A 23,699-nucleotide genomic window follows, 5' to 3' on the forward strand; every position below is an offset into this window, starting at 1 on the left:
AGAACTCCTTATTGATCTCCGATATTGTTAGCGTTGGTTTGTTTAGCCGAATTCATCTCATGTCTGACGCGACTAATCTGGTCATATATGACTTTGCGCATTCGGTTTATCGCACCCAGTGGTTTATGTTCAGCTAATGCATGCCATGGTGTAAAGGATAGATTTTCACAAAACTTATTTTGCTCAGGGGTATCAAAAACTTGTTGAGGAATATGAATTGTGGCCACCTTATAGAAAGGAGCTTGGTCTTCTTTCCATTCCGTCATCGAGTCTTCAACAGACATTGAGCTGGATGTTCGAGGTTGTACTAAAAACTCCATGCAGGCATCACGATCTTGTAAGGTCGTTCGAAGTGCCGCTCTTAAAAAGTCTGTTTGAGGAGTAGCTGGAATCGGGCTAACAACGCTTGAACATGCACGAGCAGAGTACTTTACCGCTTGACGATGATCGCCGACTCCTAACTGATAGGGCACCATAGACCAGTATCTGGTTTGCAGTGGATTTGAAATTTTATTTCTAGTGTTCAAGGCAATCCAAGTTCCTTTGGCTCCTAATGCAAAAGGGACATGCAGTTTTTTTAGAAATCGATCGCTATTGATATCTTGTATAAATGATAGATAACGAGCGGGGTCATTTACAAAGAATACAGGGTGATTGATCATAATGAAGTCTTGCGTAGCCGCAGGTTCATCTAAAAGGTTTTTCTCTGGCACGGCTAAAAGTTTGATCGCCATGCCGCGTGCATCTTTTTTTATATCCGCCTGTTTTGCATTACTCGATCCATTCGAAAAACGAATCCATGCTTGATAATTTTTTCCCGGAATAAAAACACCATAAGCCATGTTTTGAGGCAATGTTTCGTTTATCTTAAATTCTGCACGTACGCAACCATGTGCTTTAGGGTGCGCATCACGTAGCGCGATATCTGTGGAATATTGTTTTCGGATCGTCATTTCAATGATGTTCGCGATTTCTTTAGCAGTGGCGGCCTCATTTGGATAAAGACTTTCACTTAGATCATGATCTACATCTGGGTATATAAAATCTTTAGGAGAAGTCAACATTACAGGTGGTGTATTCGCATCTACGTTAGCGGTGATACCTGTGAGCAATATGGCATGAAAAAGTAGACCCAAGTGTATAGGTCTTGCGGAGTTAGGCATTGATTGCCTCCTTGCTCTAAAGCTGGATTTTTTTAATTTTTAGCCTGATGATATGGACTTGTTTAGCCTTATTTGAGACACAGAATCATGATTATATCTGTGGCATTTTTTTATTCATGGCTACTGTCTAGAAAAATCTTAATGAGGAGCTACTCTGAGTGATGCTGAAAATTTGACATTAGTTTAAAATTTATTCGATGATGTTTATCTCCCCTAAAACTTATAATGATTATAAAAGAGAACGAGCATGAGCGAAAAAAATCAAAGTCATGAATGTTTAGTTTGTGGGCAGAAATTCCTCATTAAAAACCTCATTCCTATGGGGCAATACGAAAATCTATTACTGAAGAAATTTCACATGATTTTCCAGAATGGTCGCCTCAAAGTTATATATGCCAAGCAGACTTAACCAAATATCGAATTCAGTATGTTCATTCACTGTTAAAGTCTGAAAAGGGGGAAGTGACTGATCTTGAATATGAGGTGATTAAAAGTTTGCAACAACATGAAGTGATCACCAAAAATGTTGAAAATCAGTTGGATCAAAATTGGACTTTAGGGGAAAGGCTGGCAGATAAAATTGCGACCTTTGGCGGTAGTTGGGCTTTTCTCATGTGCTTTGCGACTTTCCTAGCTATTTGGATTATTGTTAATACAGTGGTCATGGTTACGCATCCTGCCGATCCTTATCCCTTTATTTTATTAAATTTAATTTTATCCTGTATTGCTGCGGTTCAAGCTCCTGTGATTATGATGAGCCAAAATAGACAGGAAGCCAAAGACAGATTGCGCTCGCAAAACGATTATAAAATTAATTTAAAGGCGGAGTTGGAAATTCAACATTTAAATGAAAAACTAGATCATCTGTTGATGCATCAGTGGAATAGGTTAACCCAAATACAAGAAATACAACTGGATTTGTTATCCGAAATGAGTAAAAAACGCGAATAACTTGGCTCAATATCCAAACACTTAAAAGAATGTTCTGTAATAGTGAGTGATAGCTAAACTCGCTTTCTTCTATTTTTAAGCTCTCTCTTTTGTTCTGCCCATGCAAGAGTAAAGTACTCACCCAGATCAATGATTTCATCTTTTCAGATTGCCTGATCTCAATGTATAGTCTTTCTGCATCGAGGACTCTATAGCTTTTCTTTTCGCTTTAAAAATTTAGTTTTTTCAAGCTACCCATAAATCTACCTGTTTGAATTGCAGATTAAAAAGACGAAGACGAGTGCAAAATAGATGTATAAGACTTTTACCGACTCATATAGATTGAAGAAGATCCATCAGTGAATATTTTAATAGCCAATGACGATGGTGTTTTTGCACCAGGTATTCAAGCGCTCGCACATGCTTTACGTCCATTAGGTCGCGTGGTGATTGTAGCACCTGAAAGTGAACGCAGTGGTTTTTCCAGTGCTTTGACTTTAGATCGCCCCTTACGCCCAATCGAAATTGCACCCGACATGTGGGCAGTCAATGGAACACCCGCGGACTGTGTCTATTTGTCCATGAATGGCTTATTTGACTTTGAGTTTGATCTGGTTGTTAGTGGCATTAATAGCGGGGCAAACTTGGGTGATGATGTACTCTACTCAGGTACTGTTGGAGCAGCATTTGAAGGGCGTCTAATGAAACAGCCAGCCATTGCGGTATCACTTGCGGGTCCTGAAGTCCGTTCGTACAATCGTCCAGAAGATTATCATCATGCCGCACAGTGGGTGCATGATTTTGTGAAGCAAGGTTTGCCTGCACTGCCACCACGCCATATTTTAAATATTAATATTCCAGATGTTGCTGAGTTACAGGGCGCTAAAATTACTTATCAAGGACGTCGTCGTCAGTCTAAGCCGATTACCAGTCATGTTGACCCACGTGGTCGTCAAGTGTACTGGATTGGGCTTGCAGGTGAAGCTGTGGCAGAACCGAAAAGAGGCTATGATGAGGTAGAGTCAGACTTTTTCGCTGTGGCAAATGGTTTTGTGAGTATTACGCCTATTCAGATGGATGCAACCAACTATGAAGTTTTGCATGCATTACAAGGGCAAATAAGTGCTTAAAAGGCACTACAGCTAAGCAATACAGGGAGTGTATTCAGCTGTTTGTTATAACTTTGTGAAAATACGCGCAGAGATACTATTTTCACATACTTTTTTGCTAATCTTAGCGCAAATTAAACTGATTATTTTTTGTATTTTTAGAGAGTAAGATAAATGTCTGTGTTGTCTCAAATTCGTTTCATTGCAATTCCTACAGCACTACTGAAAACTGTCGTGTTATCCACAGCTGTAGTTTCAACTGTTATTTTGAGTGGTTGTGCTTCTAAACCACAGGTTAACAATGCAACACGTTTTACGAAAGCACCAGACTATTATACAGTTCGTTCAGGCGACACGCTGAGCGGTATTGCAACTCGTTATGGGCTGAGTTATACCTCTGTTGCAGACATGAATGATATTGCTGCGCCGTATCGTATTTATGTGGGGCAGTCATTACGTTTAAAAGGTTCGGGTAGCCCACGTACAACCACGACGCAACCTATTACACAAACCGCTCCAATTCAACGTCAAAATGTTGGTCTCCCGAGTCAAAATACGACCACCACAACCACAACAACTCCTGCTAAAGTACCGACCGCACCTGTTGCGAGCTCGAAAAGTTCAACTTTACGCTGGGTAAAACCAAGTAATGGCGCTGTTTTGCAAGGTTATAATTTAGCAAATAATGTGAAAGGTATTCGCTATGCTGGTAACCAAGGTGATCCAATTTATGCAGCAGCAGATGGCCAAGTGGTGTATGCAGCAGACGGATTGAAAGAATATGGAAACTTAATTTTGATTAAACATATTGATGGTTATATCACAGCATATGCACACAATAGTGCGATGAATGTGAAGAGCGGTCAAAATGTGACGGCAGGACAGAAAATTGCGGAAATGGGCTCCACAGGTGCAACGCGTACCATGTTAGAGTTCCAAGTACGCTTAGATGGCAAGCCAATCAATCCGACTATAGTTTTACCATTAAATTAAAAAATCTGGATGCAACGCAAAAAATTCACCGTATAATACAATGAGTTGTTTTTATCAAATAGATGAAAACTTCTCATGAATCCAGAGAGAATTTTATGTTAGATCAACTACGGGCAATGGGTGTTTTTGCTTGTGTTGTTGAAAAGAGTTCATTTAGCGGTGCCGCGCGTGAGTTAGGCATCACTACAAGTGCTGTGAGTCAGCAAATTCGTTCTTTAGAGCAAGAGATGGAAGTTGTTCTTTTACATCGCTCAACAAGAAAGTTGAATTTAACTGAAGCAGGCCAGGCTTTTTTCCACAGCTGTCAAGAAATGCTCGCCGCTGCTGAACGTGGCAAAATACGTATCAATGAATTGCGCGATGATCTCGTGGGTGAGCTGCGAATAGCCACTACGCCAGAGTTAGGTGCCAATCATGTGATTCCTGCTTTGTCGCATTGGATGTCTGCACATCGCGGATTATCTATTCATATTGAAGCAGATAATCATTATGTGGATTTGATGAATGGGCGAATTGATATTGCCCTCAGAATGAGCCCAACAGTTGACGATCAAAGCGTACATGTCGTGCCATTGGCGCGCGTGGAACAGATTTTGGTTGCTTCACCGAGCTATTTGAATCAGTCTGCACCAATTTCACGACCTGAAGATTTGAAAAATCATGATCTTATTCCGATCACGATTATGAAAAATAATCATGATTTTGATTTTAAAAATGTGGTGACAGGTGACGCGGTTAAACTTGAGATGAAATCAAGAGTAGCCAGTAATAATATTTTAGTGACAAAGACTTTATGCCAACATGGGCATGGTGTTGCACGTATTTTATATTTGGATGTGCAAAAAGAATTGGTTAACGGTTCTTTAGTGGAAGTTCTTCCAGAGTGGAAGCTCCCTAACTTTACGCTATATGCCATCATTTCAAAGCATGAACAACAGCCGATGAAGATTCATCGTTGTTTGGATGCATTGAAACAATACTTTTGCCAACTACCCGGTGGTCGTATTTACCAAGAAGCAAGCTAATTCGATAGAGATTGTAACTGACGATCAGTCAACCCATACACATGCTAATAAATTTTAAATGAAATAACTACATAATTTGAGTTAAGCGGTTCACATGGAACCGCTTAACACGGAGAGCAGTAGAGAAAGGCCAAAGCACTTACGTCTGTTGCTCTTTATTTTTTTCATTCACAACAAAAACAATACTTTTATTCTAAGCTATTGAAGCCTATTCAGCCTGATCTTGTGTTAATTCTAAAGCACGTTGGTAAGCAATTTTCTTTTTAATGCCGGTTAAATCAGCCGCTAACTGTGATGCAGCTTTCACTGACAAATCTTGTAAGAGGCGCGTTAAAAGCTGGTCGAGTTTTTCTTGTGCCATATCTTTTTCAGTGGTCGCGCCACCAACAACCAATACAATCTCACCTTTTTGTTGATGATGATCGTTTGCAATAAATTCAACCAACTCACCTAAAGTCATCTTCTTAATGGTTTCAAAGGTTTTGGTAATTTCACGAGCAAAACCGACAGGGCGGTCAGCACCAAAGACTTTAGCCATGTCACTGACACTGTCTAAAATACGATGTGGTGCCTCATAAAAAATCAGGGTTTGCGTTTCGTCTTTGAGTTTTTCCAAACTTGCCAGTCGTTGGGTTTGTTTAGAAGACAAAAAACCTTCAAAGCTGAAACGATCACTTGGTAAGCCCACTGAGCTTAAAGCGGCAATGGCAGCACAAGCGCCAGGAACAGGGATTACGCGGATATTATGCTCTTGTGCTGCACGAACCAATTTAAAACCTGGATCACTGATAAGAGGCGTTCCTGCATCACTGATAAGCGCCATATCTTCACCGTTCAACAAACGCTGAATAAGGATGTCAATTTTGTTGCTTTCGTTATGCTCGTGGCATGCAGTAAGTGGAGTTTGAATATTAAAGTGTTTCAGTAATTGTGCTGAAGTTCGTGTATCCTCAGCAGCAATGATTTTGACTGATTTTAGTACATCAATTGCGCGGTAAGTCATGTCATCTAAGTGCCCAATAGGGGTTGCGACTACAAATAACTGGGCACTCATGGGTTTTCTCCGCGTTGCAAAATAATAAAATGATGGGTGAGGTTGGATGCTATGTCGCATTCAACCGATACCGCGATAAGCATTCTACCTGAATTGTCCGTCGTGGCGTGAGCTAGAATGTTGTCGGCGATGGATTTGCAGGAGTTGGTAAGACATTCGACTGAAATCTAAACGCCAAGAAAGCTTTAAAACGTAGAATGAAATGAATTGATTGGTTCGAGAGACTCACAGCAGTGGTTTTAAACATCAAGACGTGAGATTTTTGATCGAAATTGAGCTTTTCAAAATGCACTGATTAAAAAATAAAAAGAAGTGGGGGAAGATAAAGAGATGAAGCTGGGACAATGGGCAGAGCAACAAGCTTTGACTGTGCTAGAAGAACAGGGGTATGTTCATGTGCAGTCCAATTATCACTCGCGCTTTGGCGAAATTGATCTGATTGTACAAAAAGGGCAGGAATTGGTTTTTGTTGAGGTCAAAGCACGTTCAAAAACGCGTTTTGCACAGGCTGCTGAAACAATTTCCTATTCAAAACAACGCAAAATAGCCAAAACGGCCATGTTTTTTTTACAAGATCATCCACATTTCCAGCAATATTATTGCCGCTTTGATGTGATTTGTTTTGATTTTTTTAAAGAAATTGCAAAAACCATACAGCAAGATTTTTCAAAATTCACTTATGATCAGCAATGGATAGAAAATGCTTTTACTTTTGATCAAGACTTTATTAATCTTTGAACAAAATCAAAGCTGAAATGCTGAATTAAAATAGTTTGAAAAGTTGAGGAGTCTTGCTGAGTGTTCAATCGTATTGCAATGACCGTATTATGCGTCGCAAGTTTATCTGGATGTGCAAGTTTCATTTCGGGTGGGACAGGAACAGCCGCTGTAGGAACAGAAAGCGGTGCACGTTCATTAGGGCAGGTTTTTATTGACTCTTCAATTGAGCGTACTGCAAAAATTAACTTATATAAGTTGGACAGTCGTTTTAAACAGTCACGCGTCAATATCGAAAGTTTTCATGGCAATGTCTTATTAACAGGACAAGTACCCGATCAACACTTACGTCAGTTGGCTGAAGACAATGTACGTGCGATGTCGGATGTCAAAACCGTGCATAACTACATTACAGTTGGAAACCAAATTAGTTATAGCACCATCATGCAAGACACCTCAGTTACAGCAAATACACGTGGCTTGATCATGAAAGCTGCTGTTGTTTCAGATGCGAAAGTGCGTATTCACACCGAAGATGGCGTGTTATATGTGATGGGACGTTTAAATGGTGCTGAAATTACCGATTTAAACCAAGTGTTACAGCAAGTGGGGAATGTGACTAAAATTATCACATTGGTGGATAATATAGAGCAACAGACGCAAACGACCAGTGCGTTTGCATCACCAATGATTAATTCAACACCGACAGAGCAAACGCCTGTTGCGATAGACCCAGACCAAGTTGAACCAAATAATGTTCAATAAGCTTCAGCCTTTTGTTCAAAGACTGAATCGTTCGGTAGAGTATGCAAGATTACTCTATCGTGACTTTCGTATTTATGATGTAGGTAGTTATGCCCTAAACCGTTTAACACCACGTAAGGGTTATTCGGTCCAAGAAAATGTGGCCTATGGCTTACGCGCGCGACACCGTCTAGATCTGTTTCGCACGCAAAAACCGCGTGAACACCGTCCTCTGATTGTATTTGTGCATGGCGGCGCGTGGATGCATGGCGATAAAAAAGATTATCGTTTTATTGGTGAAGCCTTTGCCAAAGAAGGCTTTGATGTGGCGGTGATTAACTATCACTTGGCGCCTGAGCATATTTTTCCTGCCTCTATTGATGATCTCAGCTTGGCTTTAAATTATCTCAATGTGCATCAGCTTAAATATCAAATTTCAACGGAAAAAGTGGTGTTGATGGGGCATTCTGCGGGCGCGTTTAATGTGATGTCTGCGCTCTATCATCCGAAGCCATATGAAATACAATGCCGCAGTCAAATTACCGCCATTATTGGTTTGGCAGGCCCTTATCATTTTGACTATAAAGGTGATCCGATCTGTGCGGATGCTTTTGATCAGAACAGACCTTATCAGGAAGTGATGCCATATTATTTCGTCGAGTCGAATACGGTTAAACATTATCTATTGGTTGCGGAGAATGATGATGTCGTCGGGTTAAGCAATGCCGTTGATTTGGATCGTAGGTTAAAAGAAAAAGGTAACTACAGTCAACTTTGGACGGTGCCACGCATTGGTCATATTTCAATGATTGGTTCAGTATCGAGTTTGTTTAGTCGTTACTTCACGACCAAGCAAAAAATTATGCAGGCGCTCGAGGATGCGCTTAAGCATTAATTGGGTTTTAAAGTGTATTTGTTGTAGAGATGGTGAGTGAGCTTACAGCCACTCACGTGTATCATCTGCGACCGTTGTGCCTTCTGTCGCATGCATGATCATGGCATGTGCAATACTGCCTTTGAACGGAATTTCAGGCAATTGATCAAACTTAAAGAATTGGGCATCGCTGATTTCTTCTTCTTGTAAGCAAAGCTCACCCGATGCGTATTCTGCTTTAAACGCAATCATTAAGTTACTTGGGAAAGGCCAAGGCTGACTCGCCAAGTATTGAACATTTTTAACTCGAATGCCGACTTCTTCCAAGGTTTCGCGGCGTACCGCTTCTTCTAAGGTTTCACCGACTTCAACAAAGCCTGCAATCAACCCATACATATTGCTACGGGTATTACGCGCATTTTTTGCCAACAGAATTTCATCTTCACCTCGTGTAATGACGGTGATAACACAGGGTTGTACTCGTGGATACTGATGATAACCGCAGGCAGGACAGATCATGGCATATTCGCTGGCATGCGCTTCTGTGGCGTGGCCGCAATGACTACAAAATTTATGATTGCGACGCCATTCTAACAGTTGAATAGCTCGGCTGGCCTGTTCGAATTGTTTGGTGCTCCAGAGTGGAAGCAACTGGCGAATTGGGATGAGTTCTAAGCCATCAGGAATCGGCTCATTGTCTAGCAGGTCTCGGGCAATCACTTGATCATCCGAGTGAAAACTTAAATCACTTGCTAGCTTTTCTACACGAGGCAATTGAAAATTATGGTCCACCAACAATTGTTGTTGGTGGAAAATATAAGCAAGTGAAAGTTCTGACATTAGGCAACAGTCTTTAGTTTTTGGCTACTGTCCAATGCTACATCAAACATACTGTGTAATACAGGCTGTTTGTTTTTTAAGTTATCAATCAGCATATCTGCACTTGCGAGAGCGTCAAGCACATGATTCACCTGAGCGGCAGTGAGCGCAGTTTCAGCCGTGATTTGTTGTTGCACAAAATCTGCTGAAATATTCAGGGCGGTTTGACCATTTTCAGCGCCTAAGAATAGCATTGCGCCAGCAACTTCACGTAGTTGTGCAGGAGTATTCTCAAGAGCACTTAAATCTTGTTCTTGCTGATATTGCGCCAAAGCTTGACTACTTAAGTCAATAGACGTTTTAGCCTCAGTCAATAAAGCAGCATGGGCTTCATCTAAACGGTCTAGTGAAATATTCATGTTGTTCACACGAAGCTGTAGGCGGCTTGAAGTATGGTGACGTTCTAGCACTCCAATGGAGTTCATTGCCGACAAGATCACGTTCATCAACTGCTGCGCAAAACCTTCATCTTTCAGCATATCTGCTTGACTAAGTGATGCTGCTTGACGGTTTAAGTCATTATGCGCTTCATTTAAGTTCAATACTTTGAAAATGTTCGCCAAATCGACCAGTTTTGCTTGGAGCTCTTGGGTCTTCTCAGGCGTCATGTTTTGATAGTTGTACTCAATGTCATTGCGGATTTGCGACATTTCGGTGGTTACCAAATCACTAATGGTATGCATCGTGTCGAAATCTGGGCCATACAGATGACGACTGAAAACTTGCAGCTGCGTATCTGTGAGTAGGTCGTCGCCAATATTGAGTTTGCCACGGATGTGTTGGGATACTTCGTCTTCTTGGCTGATACATAAGCTGAGAATGTTGGCAAGATCGGTGAGGCTGGCTTTGAAACGTTCAGGCGCAGTAAAGAACTGTGCAATGTTACGTTCGATGCTAATCAAAGTACGTAAACGTGGTTCATTAATGAGCAATTGTTCAATTTGATTGAGTGCAACGTAGACCAAGTTCCAATATTGTTTACTCGGTGTTTGTTCTGCTAGACCTGCTAAATAAGTGCCAACCAATTTCATTGCTTGTAAATCAAGTTCGCTTTCTTCTTGTTTCAGCATTTGGCTTAAAGACAGCTTGTACAAGCGGTGAACATATTGTGATTTTTCAAGACTTGGTGCTTGAGGGAGGCTAAAATCTGGGGTAATACAGCCCAGTAAGGACTCGATGTGTTGACCTTCTTGCGTTAGAGGCTTTGCTAATGCAATTTCAAGACGGTTTAAGGTATCGAGTAAAAACTGTGGAATTTTCACTTCTCTTAAACAAATGAATTCAATATAGCGCTTCAGCATGGTCGTGCCTTCGCTGAGTGCAATCACATCTTGCGTATTAATCTGTGCAGGATTCCCCATGATCTTGCGCATAAGCTCTGCGGAATATTCAGCAATTTTGGCTAAGCTCGACATATCAATCAATGCAAGCACTTGAGCACATTGCTCAAATTGGTTTAATGCATCGTCAATCCCAAAAGGTAAAGTCTGATCTTCTGCTAAGGTGCTCACAGCTGATTCAACCAGCTTAATGGAGTTATCCACTTCATTTTTTATTATCAGCAGCGCCGTTGGATCAAAATGAATAGAGGTTTGGTAAGACATTGATCTGCACCTATCCTAGTGTTTTATCGTGTTTATATGCGGCCCAAACAAGGCATAGCAACTTGTTCATCACTATAGCCTAACTGAAAAATCTTGTAATACAAAAGTTAACAAAAACTTTAGAATTTATTTGGCAAAAAGGCAGGGTGTGCCATGTTTTTCTTGGTATTGTTTGACCCAAGTCTCATGTGCTTGAAGTTCTTCGGCTGAAGGGTGAATTACCGCCAGTTCAATATCTAGTGTTTGATGCTGACTTTGCCCATTTTGTTGTTCACTATGTGACAGGGCATCCATATCAAAGGAAACCTGACCACCTGTCATAGCCAAGTAAACGTCGGCTAGAATTTCAGCATCCAGTAAGGCCCCGTGGAAGGTACGGTCACGCTGTGGAATTTCGTAACGGCGAACTAAGGCATCGAGTGAGTTTTTTTGCCCCGGATGCTTAGATTTTGCCATCGCGAGGGTATCTGTCACCGCACAAACTTCAGAAAGCGCAACAAATCCTGCACGCTTGAACTCCATGTCTAAGAAGTTCATATCGAAGCTTGCATTATGCGCAATGATTTCCGCACCTTTGAGATAGGCAAATAAAGTGTCAGCAATCTCTTGATACAGCGGTTTATCTTTTAAAAAGTCATCAGAGATCCCGTGGACATTTTCAGAATCGCCCACAGGTTTTTTCGGGTTGATGTAGATATGAATAGAGCTGCCTGTAAGCTTTCGATTGACCATTTCAATCGCACCAACTTCAATAATGCGATCGCCATCTTGATAATAGAAACCCGTGGTCTCTGTATCGAGGATGAGCTGTCGAGGTCCAAAGACCTCAACCTTACGTGGAGTAATCACAATTTGTGGATGTTGTTTAAGTTGTGTTAAATCCACACTTGTTGCAACTTCAGACGTTTGTTCAATAGAAGGCACCGTTGTAGCAAGTTCTGGTTCAGCGACTAAACTTGGCTCTTGTTCTGCAACGTGTATTTCACTTTCGGTTAAATCTTCGCTGTCATCGGCTTCTTCGTCATCGAAACCCAAACCAAAAGGGTCGTTTAATAACCAGTCTGGTTCAATTTTTTTTTTATCTACAGATGGTTCTGTTGTCGTTGTTTTAGACTGACGAAGTTGAGCCTGTGTTTGATCGGCACCGAGGTTTGCCAATTGATCTGCCATTTCATTACCTTCATGACCTGCATGGCCTTTGACCCAGTGCCAATCGATATCACGGCCTTGGCAGGTTGCATCGAGTTTTTTCCACAAATCTGGATTTTTAACGTCTTTCCAGTTTTTCTTTTTCCAACCTGTAATCCACTCGGTAATGCCGCGTTTGACATAGGTTGAATCGGTCCAGACTACCAACTTCGCATCGGTTGGGCAGAAAAGAATGCCTTCAATGGCCGCGGTGAGTTCCATACGGTTATTGGTGGTGTTGTCTTCACCGCCACACAGTTTATGCTCTTCAGTTTCTGTAATAATGTACGCGCCCCATCCCCCAAGACCAGGGTTTCCACGACAAGCACCATCGACATACAGGGTAATTGTTTGTGACATACACAACTTCCGTAAACTGAAAATAAAACTAAGCGAGCACCATTGTATAACGCAAATGCACTAGAGAAGTGTATAAGATGCAGCTTTTTTAATTTCTTGTAACATTTATACTGATTTCAAGTTAAATTAACGCCTTGTGTCTGCGGCGTGCTTTACTACAATGGCAGATCTAAAAAATAAATTTTATACGAGTTGTTTGGATTTTCTTATGTATAAGTCAGCTGCCATTTTTGGCCAACCGATGTTACCGACATTATTTAAAATTACAGTACTCGGTTCAGCACTCGCGACACTTGGACTGGCTGGTTGTTCCTCGACGCAAAGTGCTACGCAAACATCTAAATCCAAACAAGTCGGATCTAACTACTTAGACGCAAATAGCCTAGATTCTTTAGAAGATTTACTTTCTGCAACAGACATGCGTGCGGTGGAAGGGGATCGACTGTTGGTGTTAAAGCACGGTGACGTTTGGAAGCGTATGACCGTGGGCTTTAAAATGAACAGCGATCATTGGAATCCGCGTATTGATGCACAGCGCGGGTGGTTCATTTCACGTCAACCGTATTTGGATCGTTTAAGTGCACGTGCTTCACGTTATTTGTATCACACCGTTAAAGAAGCTGAGCGTCGCGGTTTACCAACAGAGCTGGCTCTACTGCCTGTGATTGAAAGTTCGTATGACCCTGCTGCAACCAGTAGTGCTGCTGCTGCGGGCTTATGGCAGTTTATTCCAAGTACGGGCCGCATTTATGGCTTAAAACAAAGTAGCCAATATGACGGACGCCGTGATGTGGTGGAGTCAACACGGGCTGCGTATGAGTTTTTGGGCAGTTTATATAACCAGTTTGGTTCGTGGGAACTTGCACTAGCGGCTTATAACGCAGGTCCGGGCCGTATTCAACAAGCGATTAACCGTAATAAAGCCGCAGGTTTGCCGACAGATTATTGGTCGTTAAAACTGCCTGAAGAAACCATGAACTATGTGCCACGGTTCTTGGCGGTTGCGCAGATCATTAAAAATCCAAATGCCTATAACATCAATTTACCACCGATTGCCAATCGTCCGCACTTTAGAGAAGTTACTGTGGGCGCGGTGAGTCTAAATGAAGTTGCGTCTATTACAGGTTTAAGTCGTGCCGAGCTGTATCAGTTAAATCCGGGACACCGTGGTGAATGGATTGATGGTGCAAGTCCAATGCGGATTTTAATTCCTGCGGATTTGAGTCCTTCAGTGGATGTACGTTTGAAAAAATTACAGGGTGGTTCAGGCGGCTTGTGGGCATCTGCAAATACCAAACTGCCTGAAAATAACCAAACGATTCAACCAAGCAAAATTGAACCGCCGACCTTAAACACCAAAGCGATTACACCGTCGAAAACTACACCACCTATTTTAGCGACGACAACCACAAAAAACACAACAGGAAAGCCAGTTACTTCGTCTACAGTGACGTCGTCAAGCAGTACTGCTATTGCGATGCCTACCCGTGGTTCAACGCCTAAAGGGTCTAATGCACTGGCTGCTTTTGCTGCTAATAGCGATATTCCAAGTGCGCCGCGTATTCCAGTTGCGGTTACGCCAGCGACCCCAGTGAAACCAGTTTCCGTTGAGCCACCAATTTCAGCAGCAGAGCGTGAGCAGTTAACCGCGGCAATTCAAGCCGAAGGTCAAAGCAAAACTGTCGATGAAGTTCTGAAACCAGTTGCGACGAAAGCAGAACAAGCTGAGGTGGTAGCTGAAATTCAGGCTTTGGCTCCTCAAGGGACAGAAATTGTAGATCCTTTGGATGGTAAAATTAAGCTGACTGCAATTCAAACCAGTCAGTCAGTGGCTGAACTGCAAGGCAAAGAGTTAACCAAAGGTTTTGCTTATCCAAAGTCTGTGGCTGACAATACCCGTTTAGATTCAGATGAAGTGAAACGTAATCAAGGCAAAAACTTTGTTAAGACTGACTCTGAAATTGTGATTGTGCCGCCAAAAGGTAAACGTTCAACTTATACCGTACAACCGGGTGATACTTTGGCGCTGATTGCTGCCAAAAATGGGGTGAACTGGCGTGATGTCGCGAAGTGGAACCAAATGGATGCCAATGCCACACTTTATGTCGGTACATCGATTTATTTATATGATGCAAAACCACAAGCTGAAAAAGTTGAAGTGCGTTCTACTGTGAAAGCTGAGTCTAAACCTGAGAGTTATACCGTTCGTGCGAATGATACCTTAACAGGGATTGCGGATGAGTTTGGTTTAAGCTTAAAACAGTTGGCTGACTATAACGGTTTAAGTGTGACCAGTGGCGTACGTGTGGGACAAAAGCTTTCCTTAAAAGAAACAGCTCAATCCCGTACTAAATCCAACGATGAAAAAAACAGCAGCCAAACCAAAGTAGCAACTCAGTCGTATACGGTGAAACGTGGCGAATATCTGAAACTGATTGCAGACCGTTATGCGCTGTCAAATCAAGAATTGGCAGATTTAACACCAGGTTTAAATGCGGGCAGCAACCTGTTGGTTGGACAAAAAATTAATGTGCCACTCAATGATGTCAAAAGCTTAACGACAAGTAGTGCCAAAGCATCTCCAGTTAAAGCCGAGCCACAGTTCAAAGTTGAAAGCTATAAAGTACAACGTGGTGATACATTGTATAATATTGCATCACAGTCGAAGATGAGCCTGTCGGAGTTGGCTGATCTCAATAATCTGTCAACCAATAGCGGCTTGCAAGTGGGTCAAAGTATTAAGATCCCTGCGGGTTCAACCGTGCCAGATACTTATACCGTTCAGTCAGGAGACTCATTAACTGCGATTGCTTCGAAATATAATTTGGGTATGGATTATATTGCTGACCTCAACAACATGAGTCGTACAGCGGGCTTACGTGCGGGTCAAAAACTCAAATTAACGGGTGAAGTGCCTGCTGTTGAAACGCCGAAAACAGTCGAAAAACAAACGACTGCAAGTAATAACTCAACCGATATTCACGTTGTGAAATCGGGTGAAACTCTAAATAGTATTGCGCGTAAATATCACTTGCAACTGAACTATTTGGCTGCATTAAACAACCTAAGCCGTACAGCCAATGTTCGTGTCGGTCAGCGTTTGAAAATTGAAGGTGATGTTGATCCCGCGCCGATCAAAACTGAAACAGTGGTAGCAAAACCACAAGCAACTTCAGGTCGGGCAACTGAAAGCTATAAAGTGAAGTCAGGCGAGTCGTTAAACTCAATTGCAAACCGTGCTGGGATGTCGGTGTCAGAGCTTGCTAGTTTAAATAATCTGAGTCCGCGTGCGGGCTTACAAGTTGGGCAAACCATTCAAATTCCAAAACTTATTTCGCAGTACACAGTGAAACGTGGTGATACCTTAATTGGACTGGCAAGTCGTTATGGTATGGACACTTCGCAATTGGCTGAGCTCAATGACATTAAACCGAATACGCAGTTGCGCATTGGTGATGTAATTAAGGTGCCGAACTAATATTGAGTTGAAATGCAATTTCAGAGAAAGTCCCGATGAAGGTTAGAACAACATTTTTGCTGTTCAGCCTTGTAGCGATTCCATTAAAGGCATGGTCTGCACTGCAGACCATGCCTTTTATTGCACCTTATGGTACGCCGAAATATAGCCAATTGGATCATTTACCTTATGCCAATGTGCAGGCGCCAAAGGGTGGCGAATTAACACGTGCAGTCATCGGGAATTTTGATAACTTAAACAGTATGAATGGTCGTGGTACTGCGGTTGAGGGAACCAACTATTTATTTGACTCGCTCATGAGTAGTTCTTTGGATGAGCCTGCGGTGATGTATCCGTTGCTGGCAGAAAAGGTCAGCTATGACCCGAAAAACTTTAACACCATCATTTTTCATTTAAACCCAAAAGCACGGTTTAGTGATGGCAGTCCTGTTACCGCAGCCGATGTAAAGTTCAGTTTTGATATCTTTCAAAGCAAATCCAATTTTGGCTTACAGATGTATTTATCGGATTTAGCCAAGACCGAAGTATTATCCAAATACAGCGTCAAAATGCATTTTAAAACCCGAAATAATGTGGAAATGCCTTTGATTGTAGCCAGAATGCCAATTTATTCCAAAAAAGACTGGCAAGGCAAAGACTTTAGTCAAACTTCGATCAAACCGATTTTAGGCTCAGGTCCTTATCTCTTAGAGAAAATCAATGCAGGGCAGCGCGTTGTTTATAAGCGTAATCCAAAGTATTGGGCCAGAGATTTAAAGGCCAACCAAGGGCGCTATAATTTTAACCGCGTGGGTTATGTGTACTATCGTAGCAAAGATATTGCTTTTACTGCGTTTAAGGCGGGTTTATATACCTTGCATGAGGAAGAGTCCGCACGACAATGGGTGACAGCCTATAACTTTCCCGCTGTAAAACAAGGTCTCGTTAAAAAATATCGCTTTAAGCATTTCAATCCAATTCCAACGCAAAGTTTTGTATTTAATACCCGTCGTCAGCCTTTTCAAGATATTTATTTTCGCCAAGCTTTAACCTATGCCTACGATTTCGAATGGCAAAATAAAGCAATGTTCTATGGGCAATATCAACGTCTGCAAAGCTATTTTTCTAATAGTGAACTAGAGGCGAAGGGTCTGCCTTCGGCTGCTGAAATCAAAATATTGAAGCCTTATTTGGCGAAATTGCATCCCGTACAGCGAGATGGTGTTTTAAAGAACTGGCGTTATTTAGCTTCAGATGGATCGGGCTATAATCGAAATAATTTACTCATCGCACGACAGATTTTATTAAAAAATGGCTATACATATAATGCCAAAGGTCGACTGTTAGATCGGAAAAATAAGCCGATTCAGTTTGAGTTTCTGATTCAGCCGAGTGATGCTGTGCGTGAAATTACGCCTTTTGTTCGCCACCTAAAGCGCCTAGGAATACAGCTGAACATTCGACAGGTTGATACACCCCAGTATTATGAGCGGATGCGGACTCAAGATTTTGATATGACCCTACAAACGATGCCACAGTCTTTGACACCAGGCAAAGAACAGGTGCAACTGTGGGGCAGTGCTTCAGCCCATCAGGTGGGAAATTATAATTATTCGGGTATTCAAAATCCGGTGATTGATCAGATGATCCGACAGTTGATTCAAGCGCATGATCGTAAGCAAGTGGTCGTTCAAACGCGTATTTTAGATCGCTTGTTGCGTGCGGGTTATTATCAAATTCCAACCTATGGTAAAGCGGATCAATGGTATGCCTATTGGAATATGTACCAAAAACCGGCACGGAGTCCACAGTTGCATGTCGGTTTGGATTATTGGTGGAGTGATGCCAAACAGGCGAAACAGGTGAGTCAGTACTTAGGTCAGGCAGCCAAGCCATAAGCTGGTATAGGGGTTTTTGAGATGCGTATTTATATATTCAAAAGGCTGTTGCTGATCGTTCCGACCTTATTTCTGATTTTACTGATCAATTTTGCTGTGATTCAAATTGCGCCCGGTGGTCCTGTTGAGCAAGCCATTCAACAAGCGGAAGCTATGCAAACTTTGGGTAATTTGGGCGGTGCAGGTGGAGGCTCAAATGTCTATCAAGGCGCGCAAGGACTCAGTGATGAAATGCTCGCAAAGATCAAAGCACATTATGGTTTTGATCAGCCCATGCATATACGTTTCTTTGAAATGGTGAAAAATTATGCGCAACTAGACTTCGGCACGAGCTTTTTTAAAGACCAACCTGTTACAGCATTGATTAAGGATAAATTACCTGTATCCGTGTCCTTGGGGCTGTGGAGTGCTTTGCTAATTTATCTGATTTCGATTCCTTTGGGCATCAAAAAAGCCCGATTGCACGGCACAGTATTTGATCAGTCTACATCGCTCCTGTTGGCAGTGGCCTATGCAGTTCCTGCATTTATTTTTGCAATTCTCTTGATTGTCTTTTTTGCAGGCGGTTCTTATTTCCAATGGTTCCCCTTACAAGGTTTGGTTTCGGAAAATTTTGCGGATTTGTCGTTATGGGGCAAAATTAAAGATTATTTCTGGCACATGGCTTTACCGCTTTTGGCGATGGTGATTGGTGGCTTTGCCACAGTGACTTATCTCACTAAGTATTCGTTTATGGAAGAGCTAGGCAAGCCCTACGTGCTGACGGCGCGTTCTAAAGGTCTGACTGAGTCTCAAGTGTTGTACGGTCATGTGTTTCGCAATGCAATATTGATTGTGGTGGCAGGTTTACCTGAAGCTTTAATCGCTTACTTCTTTGTAGGCAATTTATTTATTGAGATCATATTTAATCTGGATGGTCTAGGCTTATTGGGCTTTGAGGCGATTGTGCAGCGTGACTATCCTGTGATTTTTGGCACCTTATTCATTTTTACTTTGTTGGGCTTGCTGCTGCGTCTAATTGGCGATGTGTTGTATCAGTGGATTGATCCGCGAATACATTTTGATTCGCAAGGGAGAGGCTGATGTCACCCATTTTACAGGCAGGTTTCAAACGATTTAAGCAAAATAAGCTCGGGCTCAGTTGTTGTATTTTATTTATCTGTGTTTTTGTCCTTTCTTTAGCTGCAGAGCTGATCGCTAATGATAAACCGTTGTTGGTGAAGTATAATCATGCTTTGTATTTCCCTGTATTGAAACACTATCCTGAAACGACTTTTGGCGGTGTTTTTGAGACTGAAACTGAATATAAAGATCCAGTGGTACAACAGCTGATTCAAGCAAAAGGTTGGGCCATGTGGCCGTTGATTCGATATTCATATCAAACCCCCAATGTAGATTTGACTGTCCCTGTACCATCACCGCCCACGATGAAAAATTGGCTCGGGACAGATGACCAAGGTCGTGATGTTTTGGCACGAGTATTATATGGCTTACGTGTCTCACTACTGTTTGGTTTTATTTTAACTTTCAGCTCAGCTGTACTGGGCATTGTGATTGGTGCACTACAAGGTTATTACGGTGGTTGGGTCGATTTAATCGGGCAGCGCATTTTAGAAGTGTGGGGCGGGTTACCCATGCTGTTCATGGTGATGATTTTAGTCAGTATGTTTAGCCCAAATATTTACTGGCTGTTTTTAATCATGCTGTTATTTAGTTGGACAATTTTAGTTCCACTGGTACGTGCTGAGTTTTTAAGGGCCCGTCAGCTAGACTATGTCCGTGCCGCGCGAAGTTTAGGTGTCACCAACCGAGCTATTATCTTTCGGCATATTTTACCTAACGCAATCAGCTCTAGCCTGTCACAACTGCCTTTTATTTTAACTGCCAATATTACAGCGCTAACAGCACTGGATTTCTTGGGTTATGGCTTACCGCCTGATGCGGCATCATTGGGCGAGCTTTTGTTACAAGGCAAGAATAATTTAAATGCACCATGGTTAGCACTGTCTGGCTTTTTCAGCTTGGCCCTTGTGCTTGCGTTGCTGATGTATATCGGGGAGGCTTTGCGCGATGCATTTGACCCTAGACGCCAATAGTAAAGCCCCTATACTTAAAGTGAATGCACTGAGTATTCAAAGTGCAGAACGCCTATTGGTCGATCAGCTCAGTTTTGAACTGTATGCTGGGCAGACTTTGGCGCTGGTTGGAGAGAGCGGTTCAGGAAAATCGATTAGTGCTTTGGCCTTGATGGGGTTATTACCGAAAGTATTGCAAGTGCAGGGCTCAGTGCTATTAGACGGAAAAGAGCTACTCGAGTTAAACGATGCGCAATTCAGGTCGATTCGTGGGCAAAAAATCGCAATAGTTTTTCAAGAGCCGATGACTGCCTTGAATTCTTTACATCGAGTAGAAAAAATCATTGCCGAGGCTTTATGGTTACAGGGTTGGTCTAAAAAGCAAGCGCGACAACGCGTGATTGCCTTGTTAGAAGATGTGGGTATTCCAAATCCTGAAAGTGTGTTACAGCGTTTTCCTTATGAGCTGTCTGGCGGCCAACGCCAGCGGGTCATGATTGCCATGGCACTGGTGCAAGAGCCTGATATTTTGATTGCTGATGAGCCCACCACGGCACTAGATGTCATGCTGCAAGTTCAAATTTTAGACTTGCTGAAGTCTTTACAACAGCGCCATAACATGGCCATGATTTTGATCAGCCACGACCTCAATTTGGTGAAACATTATGCTGATGATGTCGTAGTCATCCATCAAGGCAAGGTCGTAGAGCAAGGGGCGGTTGCGCAGATTTTTGAACAGTCGCAGTCTGCTTATACTCAAAACTTACTCAATCATTCTTTTGGTCAAGCTATTAACGTACAAGATACTGCTCCTTTGCTCCGCTTAAAACAACTCGAGGTTAAATTTCCGATTAAAAAGGGCTGGTTTAATCGAACGACCCAGTATCTTGCTGCGGTTGAAGCTTTAGATTTGAGCTTGGCTCAAGGGCATTCGTTGGGAATTGTTGGGGAAAGTGGTGCAGGCAAAAGTTCTTTGGCACTGGCTGTAGCAAGGTTGATTGAAAGTCGAGGGCAGATCCGGTTTGGAGAACATGATTTAAACCAACTCTCGCAAAAGGCATTACTTCCGCTACGTCGTGATTTTCAAATCGTATTTCAAGACCCGTTCGCAAGTTTGAACCCACGCATGAGTGTTGAACAAATCATTGCAGAAGGTTTGACTTTAAAGCCTTTGTCTTTGTTTGAGCGAACACAGCGTATTGAGAATGTCTTAACTCAGGTGGAGTTGCCAGTCGCATTTAAAAGCTATTATCCACATGAGCTATCTGGTGGGCAAAGGCAGCGTGTGGCTTTGGCACGAGCCTTGGTACTTCAACCTAAACTATTGATTTTAGATGAACCAACTTCGGCCTTAGACCGAAGTACGCAGCGTTCGATTGTGGCGTTATTACGCTGTCTACAACACGAGCAGGGTATGAGCTATTTGTTTATTAGTCATGACTTACAAGTGGTACGAGCACTATGCCAACAGGTTTTGGTCTTACGTCATGCCAAAGTGGTGGAATTGCAAGCCACTGAACAACTTTTTGAGCAACCGCAGTCTGACTATACGCGTCAATTGATTCAAGCCAGTCAGTATCAGTAAAATTATTTTGCTAAATAAAAAATTTGACAAAATGAATTGTCAAATTTTCTTGACTGTCGCCAAAAAACACATAGAGTAAAAACACTAAAAAATATTAAAGGATGAGTTTTCATGAGCCAGCTTGCAAATGCAATTGACGTAGGGCAGGTCCATTTTAAAAATAAGATGATTAAAGGGGCGATGAGTGAAGCACTAGCCAATCATGCAGGCCAGCCGAATCATTTGCATTTAGGCTTGTATGAGGCTTGGGCAAAAGGAGGCCTAGGCTGTGCCATTACAGGCAATGTGATGGTGGACTTCCGAGCTAAAAATGAACCAGGCGTGGTGGTGATTGAAACTGAACGTGACTTAGAGCCACTAAAACAATGGGCTGCGATTGGTAAAAAATATGGCATGGTGCAATTGGTACAGTTGTCACATCCGGGCCGTCAATGTCCTAAGGGTTTAAATAAGGAAACGGTTGCACCTTCAGCAGTACCGTTTAGCCCTGCTTTAGCAATGAGCTTCGGAACGCCGCGAGCGCTTCGTGAAGATGAAATCCTTGATATTATCCAACGTTTTGCAACTTCAGCTGCCATTTGTGAGAAAGCAGGCTTTGAAGGCGTGCAATTACATGGTGCACATGGTTATCTCATCAGTCAGTTTTTATCGCCGTTGACCAATAAACGCCAAGATCAATGGGGCGGCTCTGTTGAAAACCGCATGCGTTTTTTATTGGAAATTTATAAAGCAGTACGTGCGGCAACGTCAGAGCAGTTTATTATTTCGGTCAAACTCAATTCGGCAGATTTTCAGCGTGGTGGAATCTCGGAAGAAGATGTCATTGCGACATTTAAAGCTATTGATGCGGCTGGGATTGATTTGATTGAAATTTCAGGGGGCAGCTATGAAGCACCTGCGATGGCAGGGGTGAAGCAAGAAAAACGTAAAGCGTCGACCATTGCACGTGAGGCTTACTTTTTAGAGTTTGCTGAAAAAATTCGTGAACAAGTCCAGTGTAAGTTGATGGTGACAGGCGGTTTTCGTACTGCTGCGGGTATGAACGCAGCCTTAGAAAGTGGCGCGTGTGACTTTATTGGGATGGCACGTCCATTTGCGGTAGAACCTGACGTGACCAACCGTTTAATTGCAGGGCAAGATGTACGTTATGCAGTCGATAAGATCAAAACAGGCATTTCAATGATCGATAAAATGGCGATTATGGAAGTGATCTGGTATGCCGCGCAATTTAAGGATATCGCAGAAGGTAAACAACCAAATCCGAAACTGTCACCGCTCAAAGTGTTTTTTCATTATTTAAAAGGCAATCTAAAGGCGGTGATTAAAGGGCAAGTCAACTCTAGAAAGTCAGCTTAAGCATAGCATTACTGCGTGATAGACCAATACTGTTCAAAATCAGAAGCGGACCATTGCCCACGTGCCATTGCAGCATTGAAGGCAGGTCTGCTTTGTATTTGGGTGAAATAGTGTTGAATAGAGTTATACTGAGCAAACTGCGGAGTGGCATAACTGGCCGCATAGAGTGGAAACCACATCAAGATATCGGTATAACTAAACACATCGCCTGCAAAGTATGCATACGCGCTTAAGTGGGTATCAATTTCTTTCAGTTGTCGATGTAGCTCAGGGTTTAAATAAGCGCGATTGAACGAGCTTTGAAAGGCCAAACTTACAATGCGCACAAGCAAAGGTGTTTGTTGTTTAATGTGTTGGAAAACTTGTTTCAATGCCAAATTGGGCATGAGGCTGGCATCGCTATAATGGCTATAAAAACAGAAGTTCCAATACTGTGTATGGTCATGGGGAATAATCAACTTCTGGTGTAGTTGGCATAGGTATTCTACGATTGCACTGCTTTCCGTAAGTCGTATCGTCTGAGTATTATGTGAAATGTCGAGCGTTGGAAATTTCAGATTTGTTTGTTTAGTTTGTGCTGTATCATAAAGTTTGAGTTTATAAGACAGCCCAAGTTCCTCAAGTAGCCAAAGAATACGTTGTGAGCGCGAGTTTTGAAGATGATGTAAGATCATAAATATTTTTAGTT

18 protein-coding genes and 1 pseudogene are annotated in these 23,699 nt (G+C 42.3%); 13 read left to right on the top strand and 6 right to left on the bottom strand.

Annotation, left to right across the window (positions count from 1 at the left end; all coding sequences use genetic code 11):
• Positions 1–8: 8 nt before the first annotated feature.
• Positions 9–1,163 (bottom strand): catalase family protein, encoded by a 1,155-nt coding sequence (locus MN200_RS05715; RefSeq protein ID WP_242760288.1) that lies wholly within the window; start codon positions 1,161–1,163, stop codon positions 9–11.
• Positions 1,164–1,410: 247 nt separating this feature from the next.
• Here MN200_RS05715 and MN200_RS05720 point away from each other — a divergent pair.
• The 4 genes and pseudogenes from MN200_RS05720 (at position 1,411) to MN200_RS05735 (ending at position 5,220) form a co-directional block, all read left to right on the top strand.
• Positions 1,411–2,114: pseudogene (locus MN200_RS05720) on the top strand (DUF1003 domain-containing protein).
• Positions 2,115–2,452: 338 nt separating this feature from the next.
• Positions 2,453–3,223, top strand: coding sequence for a 5'/3'-nucleotidase SurE (surE, locus tag MN200_RS05725; RefSeq protein ID WP_058869283.1), 771 nt, complete (start codon positions 2,453–2,455; stop codon positions 3,221–3,223).
• 153 nt (positions 3,224–3,376) lie between these two features.
• Positions 3,377–4,195: a peptidoglycan DD-metalloendopeptidase family protein gene (locus tag MN200_RS05730; RefSeq protein ID WP_242760289.1), complete on the top strand. Its 819-nt coding sequence runs from the start codon at positions 3,377–3,379 to the stop codon at positions 4,193–4,195.
• Between the two features lie 95 nt (positions 4,196–4,290).
• Positions 4,291–5,220 carry a LysR family transcriptional regulator gene (locus MN200_RS05735; protein WP_010326350.1) on the top strand — a complete coding sequence of 310 codons (930 nt, stop codon included), beginning with the start codon at positions 4,291–4,293 and terminating at the stop codon, positions 5,218–5,220.
• Positions 5,221–5,428: 208 nt separating this feature from the next.
• Here the strand turns inward: MN200_RS05735 and rsmI are convergent, their stop codons facing one another.
• Positions 5,429–6,274, bottom strand: coding sequence for a 16S rRNA (cytidine(1402)-2'-O)-methyltransferase (gene rsmI, locus MN200_RS05740; RefSeq protein ID WP_242760290.1), 846 nt, complete (start codon positions 6,272–6,274; stop codon positions 5,429–5,431).
• Positions 6,275–6,604: 330 nt separating this feature from the next.
• Between rsmI and MN200_RS05745 the strand changes: the two genes are divergently transcribed.
• From MN200_RS05745 to MN200_RS05755, 3 genes are read left to right on the top strand one after another with little or no spacing between them, the layout of a single operon-like run.
• Positions 6,605–7,012, top strand: a complete 408-nt coding sequence (locus MN200_RS05745) for a YraN family protein (RefSeq protein WP_058869310.1) — start codon at positions 6,605–6,607, stop codon at positions 7,010–7,012.
• 60 nt (positions 7,013–7,072) lie between these two features.
• The gene (locus MN200_RS05750) at positions 7,073–7,756 is read left to right on the top strand and encodes a BON domain-containing protein (protein WP_010326352.1); all 684 of its coding nucleotides are present in this window, start codon (positions 7,073–7,075) and stop codon (positions 7,754–7,756) included.
• The gene (locus MN200_RS05755) at positions 7,746–8,630 is read left to right on the top strand and encodes an alpha/beta hydrolase (protein WP_178928499.1); all 885 of its coding nucleotides are present in this window, start codon (positions 7,746–7,748) and stop codon (positions 8,628–8,630) included. Before MN200_RS05750 ends, MN200_RS05755 begins: the two co-directional genes overlap by 11 nt.
• Positions 8,631–8,672: 42 nt before the next feature.
• Here MN200_RS05755 and nudC read toward each other — a convergent pair whose 3' ends face one another.
• The 3 genes from nudC to dnaQ form a co-directional block, all read right to left on the bottom strand.
• Positions 8,673–9,449: an NAD(+) diphosphatase gene (gene nudC / locus MN200_RS05760; RefSeq protein ID WP_218287978.1), complete on the bottom strand. Its 777-nt coding sequence runs from the start codon at positions 9,447–9,449 to the stop codon at positions 8,673–8,675.
• On the bottom strand, positions 9,449–11,092 hold the full coding sequence (locus MN200_RS05765; RefSeq protein ID WP_242760291.1) for a chemotaxis protein: 1,644 nt from the start codon (positions 11,090–11,092) through the stop codon (positions 9,449–9,451). Before MN200_RS05765 ends, nudC begins: the two co-directional genes overlap by 1 nt.
• Positions 11,093–11,218: 126 nt before the next feature.
• Positions 11,219–12,640 (bottom strand): DNA polymerase III subunit epsilon, encoded by a 1,422-nt coding sequence (gene dnaQ, locus MN200_RS05770; protein WP_242760293.1) that lies wholly within the window; start codon positions 12,638–12,640, stop codon positions 11,219–11,221.
• Positions 12,641–12,848: 208 nt separating this feature from the next.
• Between dnaQ and MN200_RS05775 the strand changes: the two genes are divergently transcribed.
• The 6 genes from MN200_RS05775 (at position 12,849) to MN200_RS05800 (ending at position 23,011) form a co-directional block, all read left to right on the top strand.
• Complete coding sequence (locus tag MN200_RS05775; protein WP_242760294.1) at positions 12,849–16,118, top strand: LysM peptidoglycan-binding domain-containing protein; 3,270 nt, start codon at positions 12,849–12,851, stop codon at positions 16,116–16,118.
• Between the two features lie 35 nt (positions 16,119–16,153).
• The gene (locus MN200_RS05780) at positions 16,154–17,995 is read left to right on the top strand and encodes an extracellular solute-binding protein (RefSeq protein WP_125281281.1); all 1,842 of its coding nucleotides are present in this window, start codon (positions 16,154–16,156) and stop codon (positions 17,993–17,995) included.
• 21 nt (positions 17,996–18,016) lie between these two features.
• Positions 18,017–19,078 (top strand): microcin C ABC transporter permease YejB, encoded by a 1,062-nt coding sequence (yejB, locus tag MN200_RS05785; protein ID WP_125281280.1) that lies wholly within the window; start codon positions 18,017–18,019, stop codon positions 19,076–19,078.
• Positions 19,078–20,091, top strand: a complete 1,014-nt coding sequence (locus tag MN200_RS05790) for an ABC transporter permease (RefSeq protein WP_242760295.1) — start codon at positions 19,078–19,080, stop codon at positions 20,089–20,091. The genes yejB and MN200_RS05790 overlap by 1 nt, the downstream gene beginning before the upstream one ends.
• A complete protein-coding gene (locus MN200_RS05795; protein ID WP_242760296.1) occupies positions 20,066–21,655 on the top strand; it encodes a dipeptide ABC transporter ATP-binding protein in 1,590 nt (529 codons plus the stop codon). Before MN200_RS05790 ends, MN200_RS05795 begins: the two co-directional genes overlap by 26 nt.
• A 111-nt stretch (positions 21,656–21,766) precedes the next feature.
• A complete protein-coding gene (locus MN200_RS05800) occupies positions 21,767–23,011 on the top strand; it encodes an NADH:flavin oxidoreductase/NADH oxidase family protein (protein WP_151835909.1) in 1,245 nt (414 codons plus the stop codon).
• 8 nt (positions 23,012–23,019) lie between these two features.
• On the opposite strand, the gene MN200_RS05805 is transcribed toward MN200_RS05800, so the two are convergent.
• Complete coding sequence (locus MN200_RS05805; RefSeq protein WP_151835908.1) at positions 23,020–23,685, bottom strand: glutathione S-transferase; 666 nt, start codon at positions 23,683–23,685, stop codon at positions 23,020–23,022.
• Positions 23,686–23,699: the final 14 nt, after the last annotated feature.

The organism is Acinetobacter sp. LUNF3, assembly GCF_022699605.1.
Lineage (GTDB): Bacteria > Pseudomonadota > Gammaproteobacteria > Pseudomonadales > Moraxellaceae > Acinetobacter > Acinetobacter johnsonii.

Coding starts and splice junctions, on each gene's coding strand:
- MN200_RS05805 (WP_151835908.1), bottom strand. CDS start 23,685: ATGATCTTACATCATCTTCAAAACTCGCGCTCACAACGTATTCTTTGG.
- MN200_RS05795 (WP_242760296.1), top strand. CDS start 20,066: ATGCATTTGACCCTAGACGCCAATAGTAAAGCCCCTATACTTAAAGTG.
- rsmI (WP_242760290.1), bottom strand. CDS start 6,274: ATGAGTGCCCAGTTATTTGTAGTCGCAACCCCTATTGGGCACTTAGAT.
- MN200_RS05780 (WP_125281281.1), top strand. CDS start 16,154: ATGAAGGTTAGAACAACATTTTTGCTGTTCAGCCTTGTAGCGATTCCA.
- yejB (WP_125281280.1), top strand. CDS start 18,017: ATGCGTATTTATATATTCAAAAGGCTGTTGCTGATCGTTCCGACCTTA.
- MN200_RS05775 (WP_242760294.1), top strand. CDS start 12,849: ATGTATAAGTCAGCTGCCATTTTTGGCCAACCGATGTTACCGACATTA.
- MN200_RS05755 (WP_178928499.1), top strand. CDS start 7,746: ATGTTCAATAAGCTTCAGCCTTTTGTTCAAAGACTGAATCGTTCGGTA.
- MN200_RS05715 (WP_242760288.1), bottom strand. CDS start 1,163: ATGCCTAACTCCGCAAGACCTATACACTTGGGTCTACTTTTTCATGCC.
- MN200_RS05730 (WP_242760289.1), top strand. CDS start 3,377: ATGTCTGTGTTGTCTCAAATTCGTTTCATTGCAATTCCTACAGCACTA.
- MN200_RS05745 (WP_058869310.1), top strand. CDS start 6,605: ATGAAGCTGGGACAATGGGCAGAGCAACAAGCTTTGACTGTGCTAGAA.
- dnaQ (WP_242760293.1), bottom strand. CDS start 12,640: ATGTCACAAACAATTACCCTGTATGTCGATGGTGCTTGTCGTGGAAAC.
- MN200_RS05765 (WP_242760291.1), bottom strand. CDS start 11,092: ATGTCTTACCAAACCTCTATTCATTTTGATCCAACGGCGCTGCTGATA.
- MN200_RS05735 (WP_010326350.1), top strand. CDS start 4,291: ATGTTAGATCAACTACGGGCAATGGGTGTTTTTGCTTGTGTTGTTGAA.
- nudC (WP_218287978.1), bottom strand. CDS start 9,449: ATGTCAGAACTTTCACTTGCTTATATTTTCCACCAACAACAATTGTTG.
- MN200_RS05790 (WP_242760295.1), top strand. CDS start 19,078: ATGTCACCCATTTTACAGGCAGGTTTCAAACGATTTAAGCAAAATAAG.
- MN200_RS05800 (WP_151835909.1), top strand. CDS start 21,767: ATGAGCCAGCTTGCAAATGCAATTGACGTAGGGCAGGTCCATTTTAAA.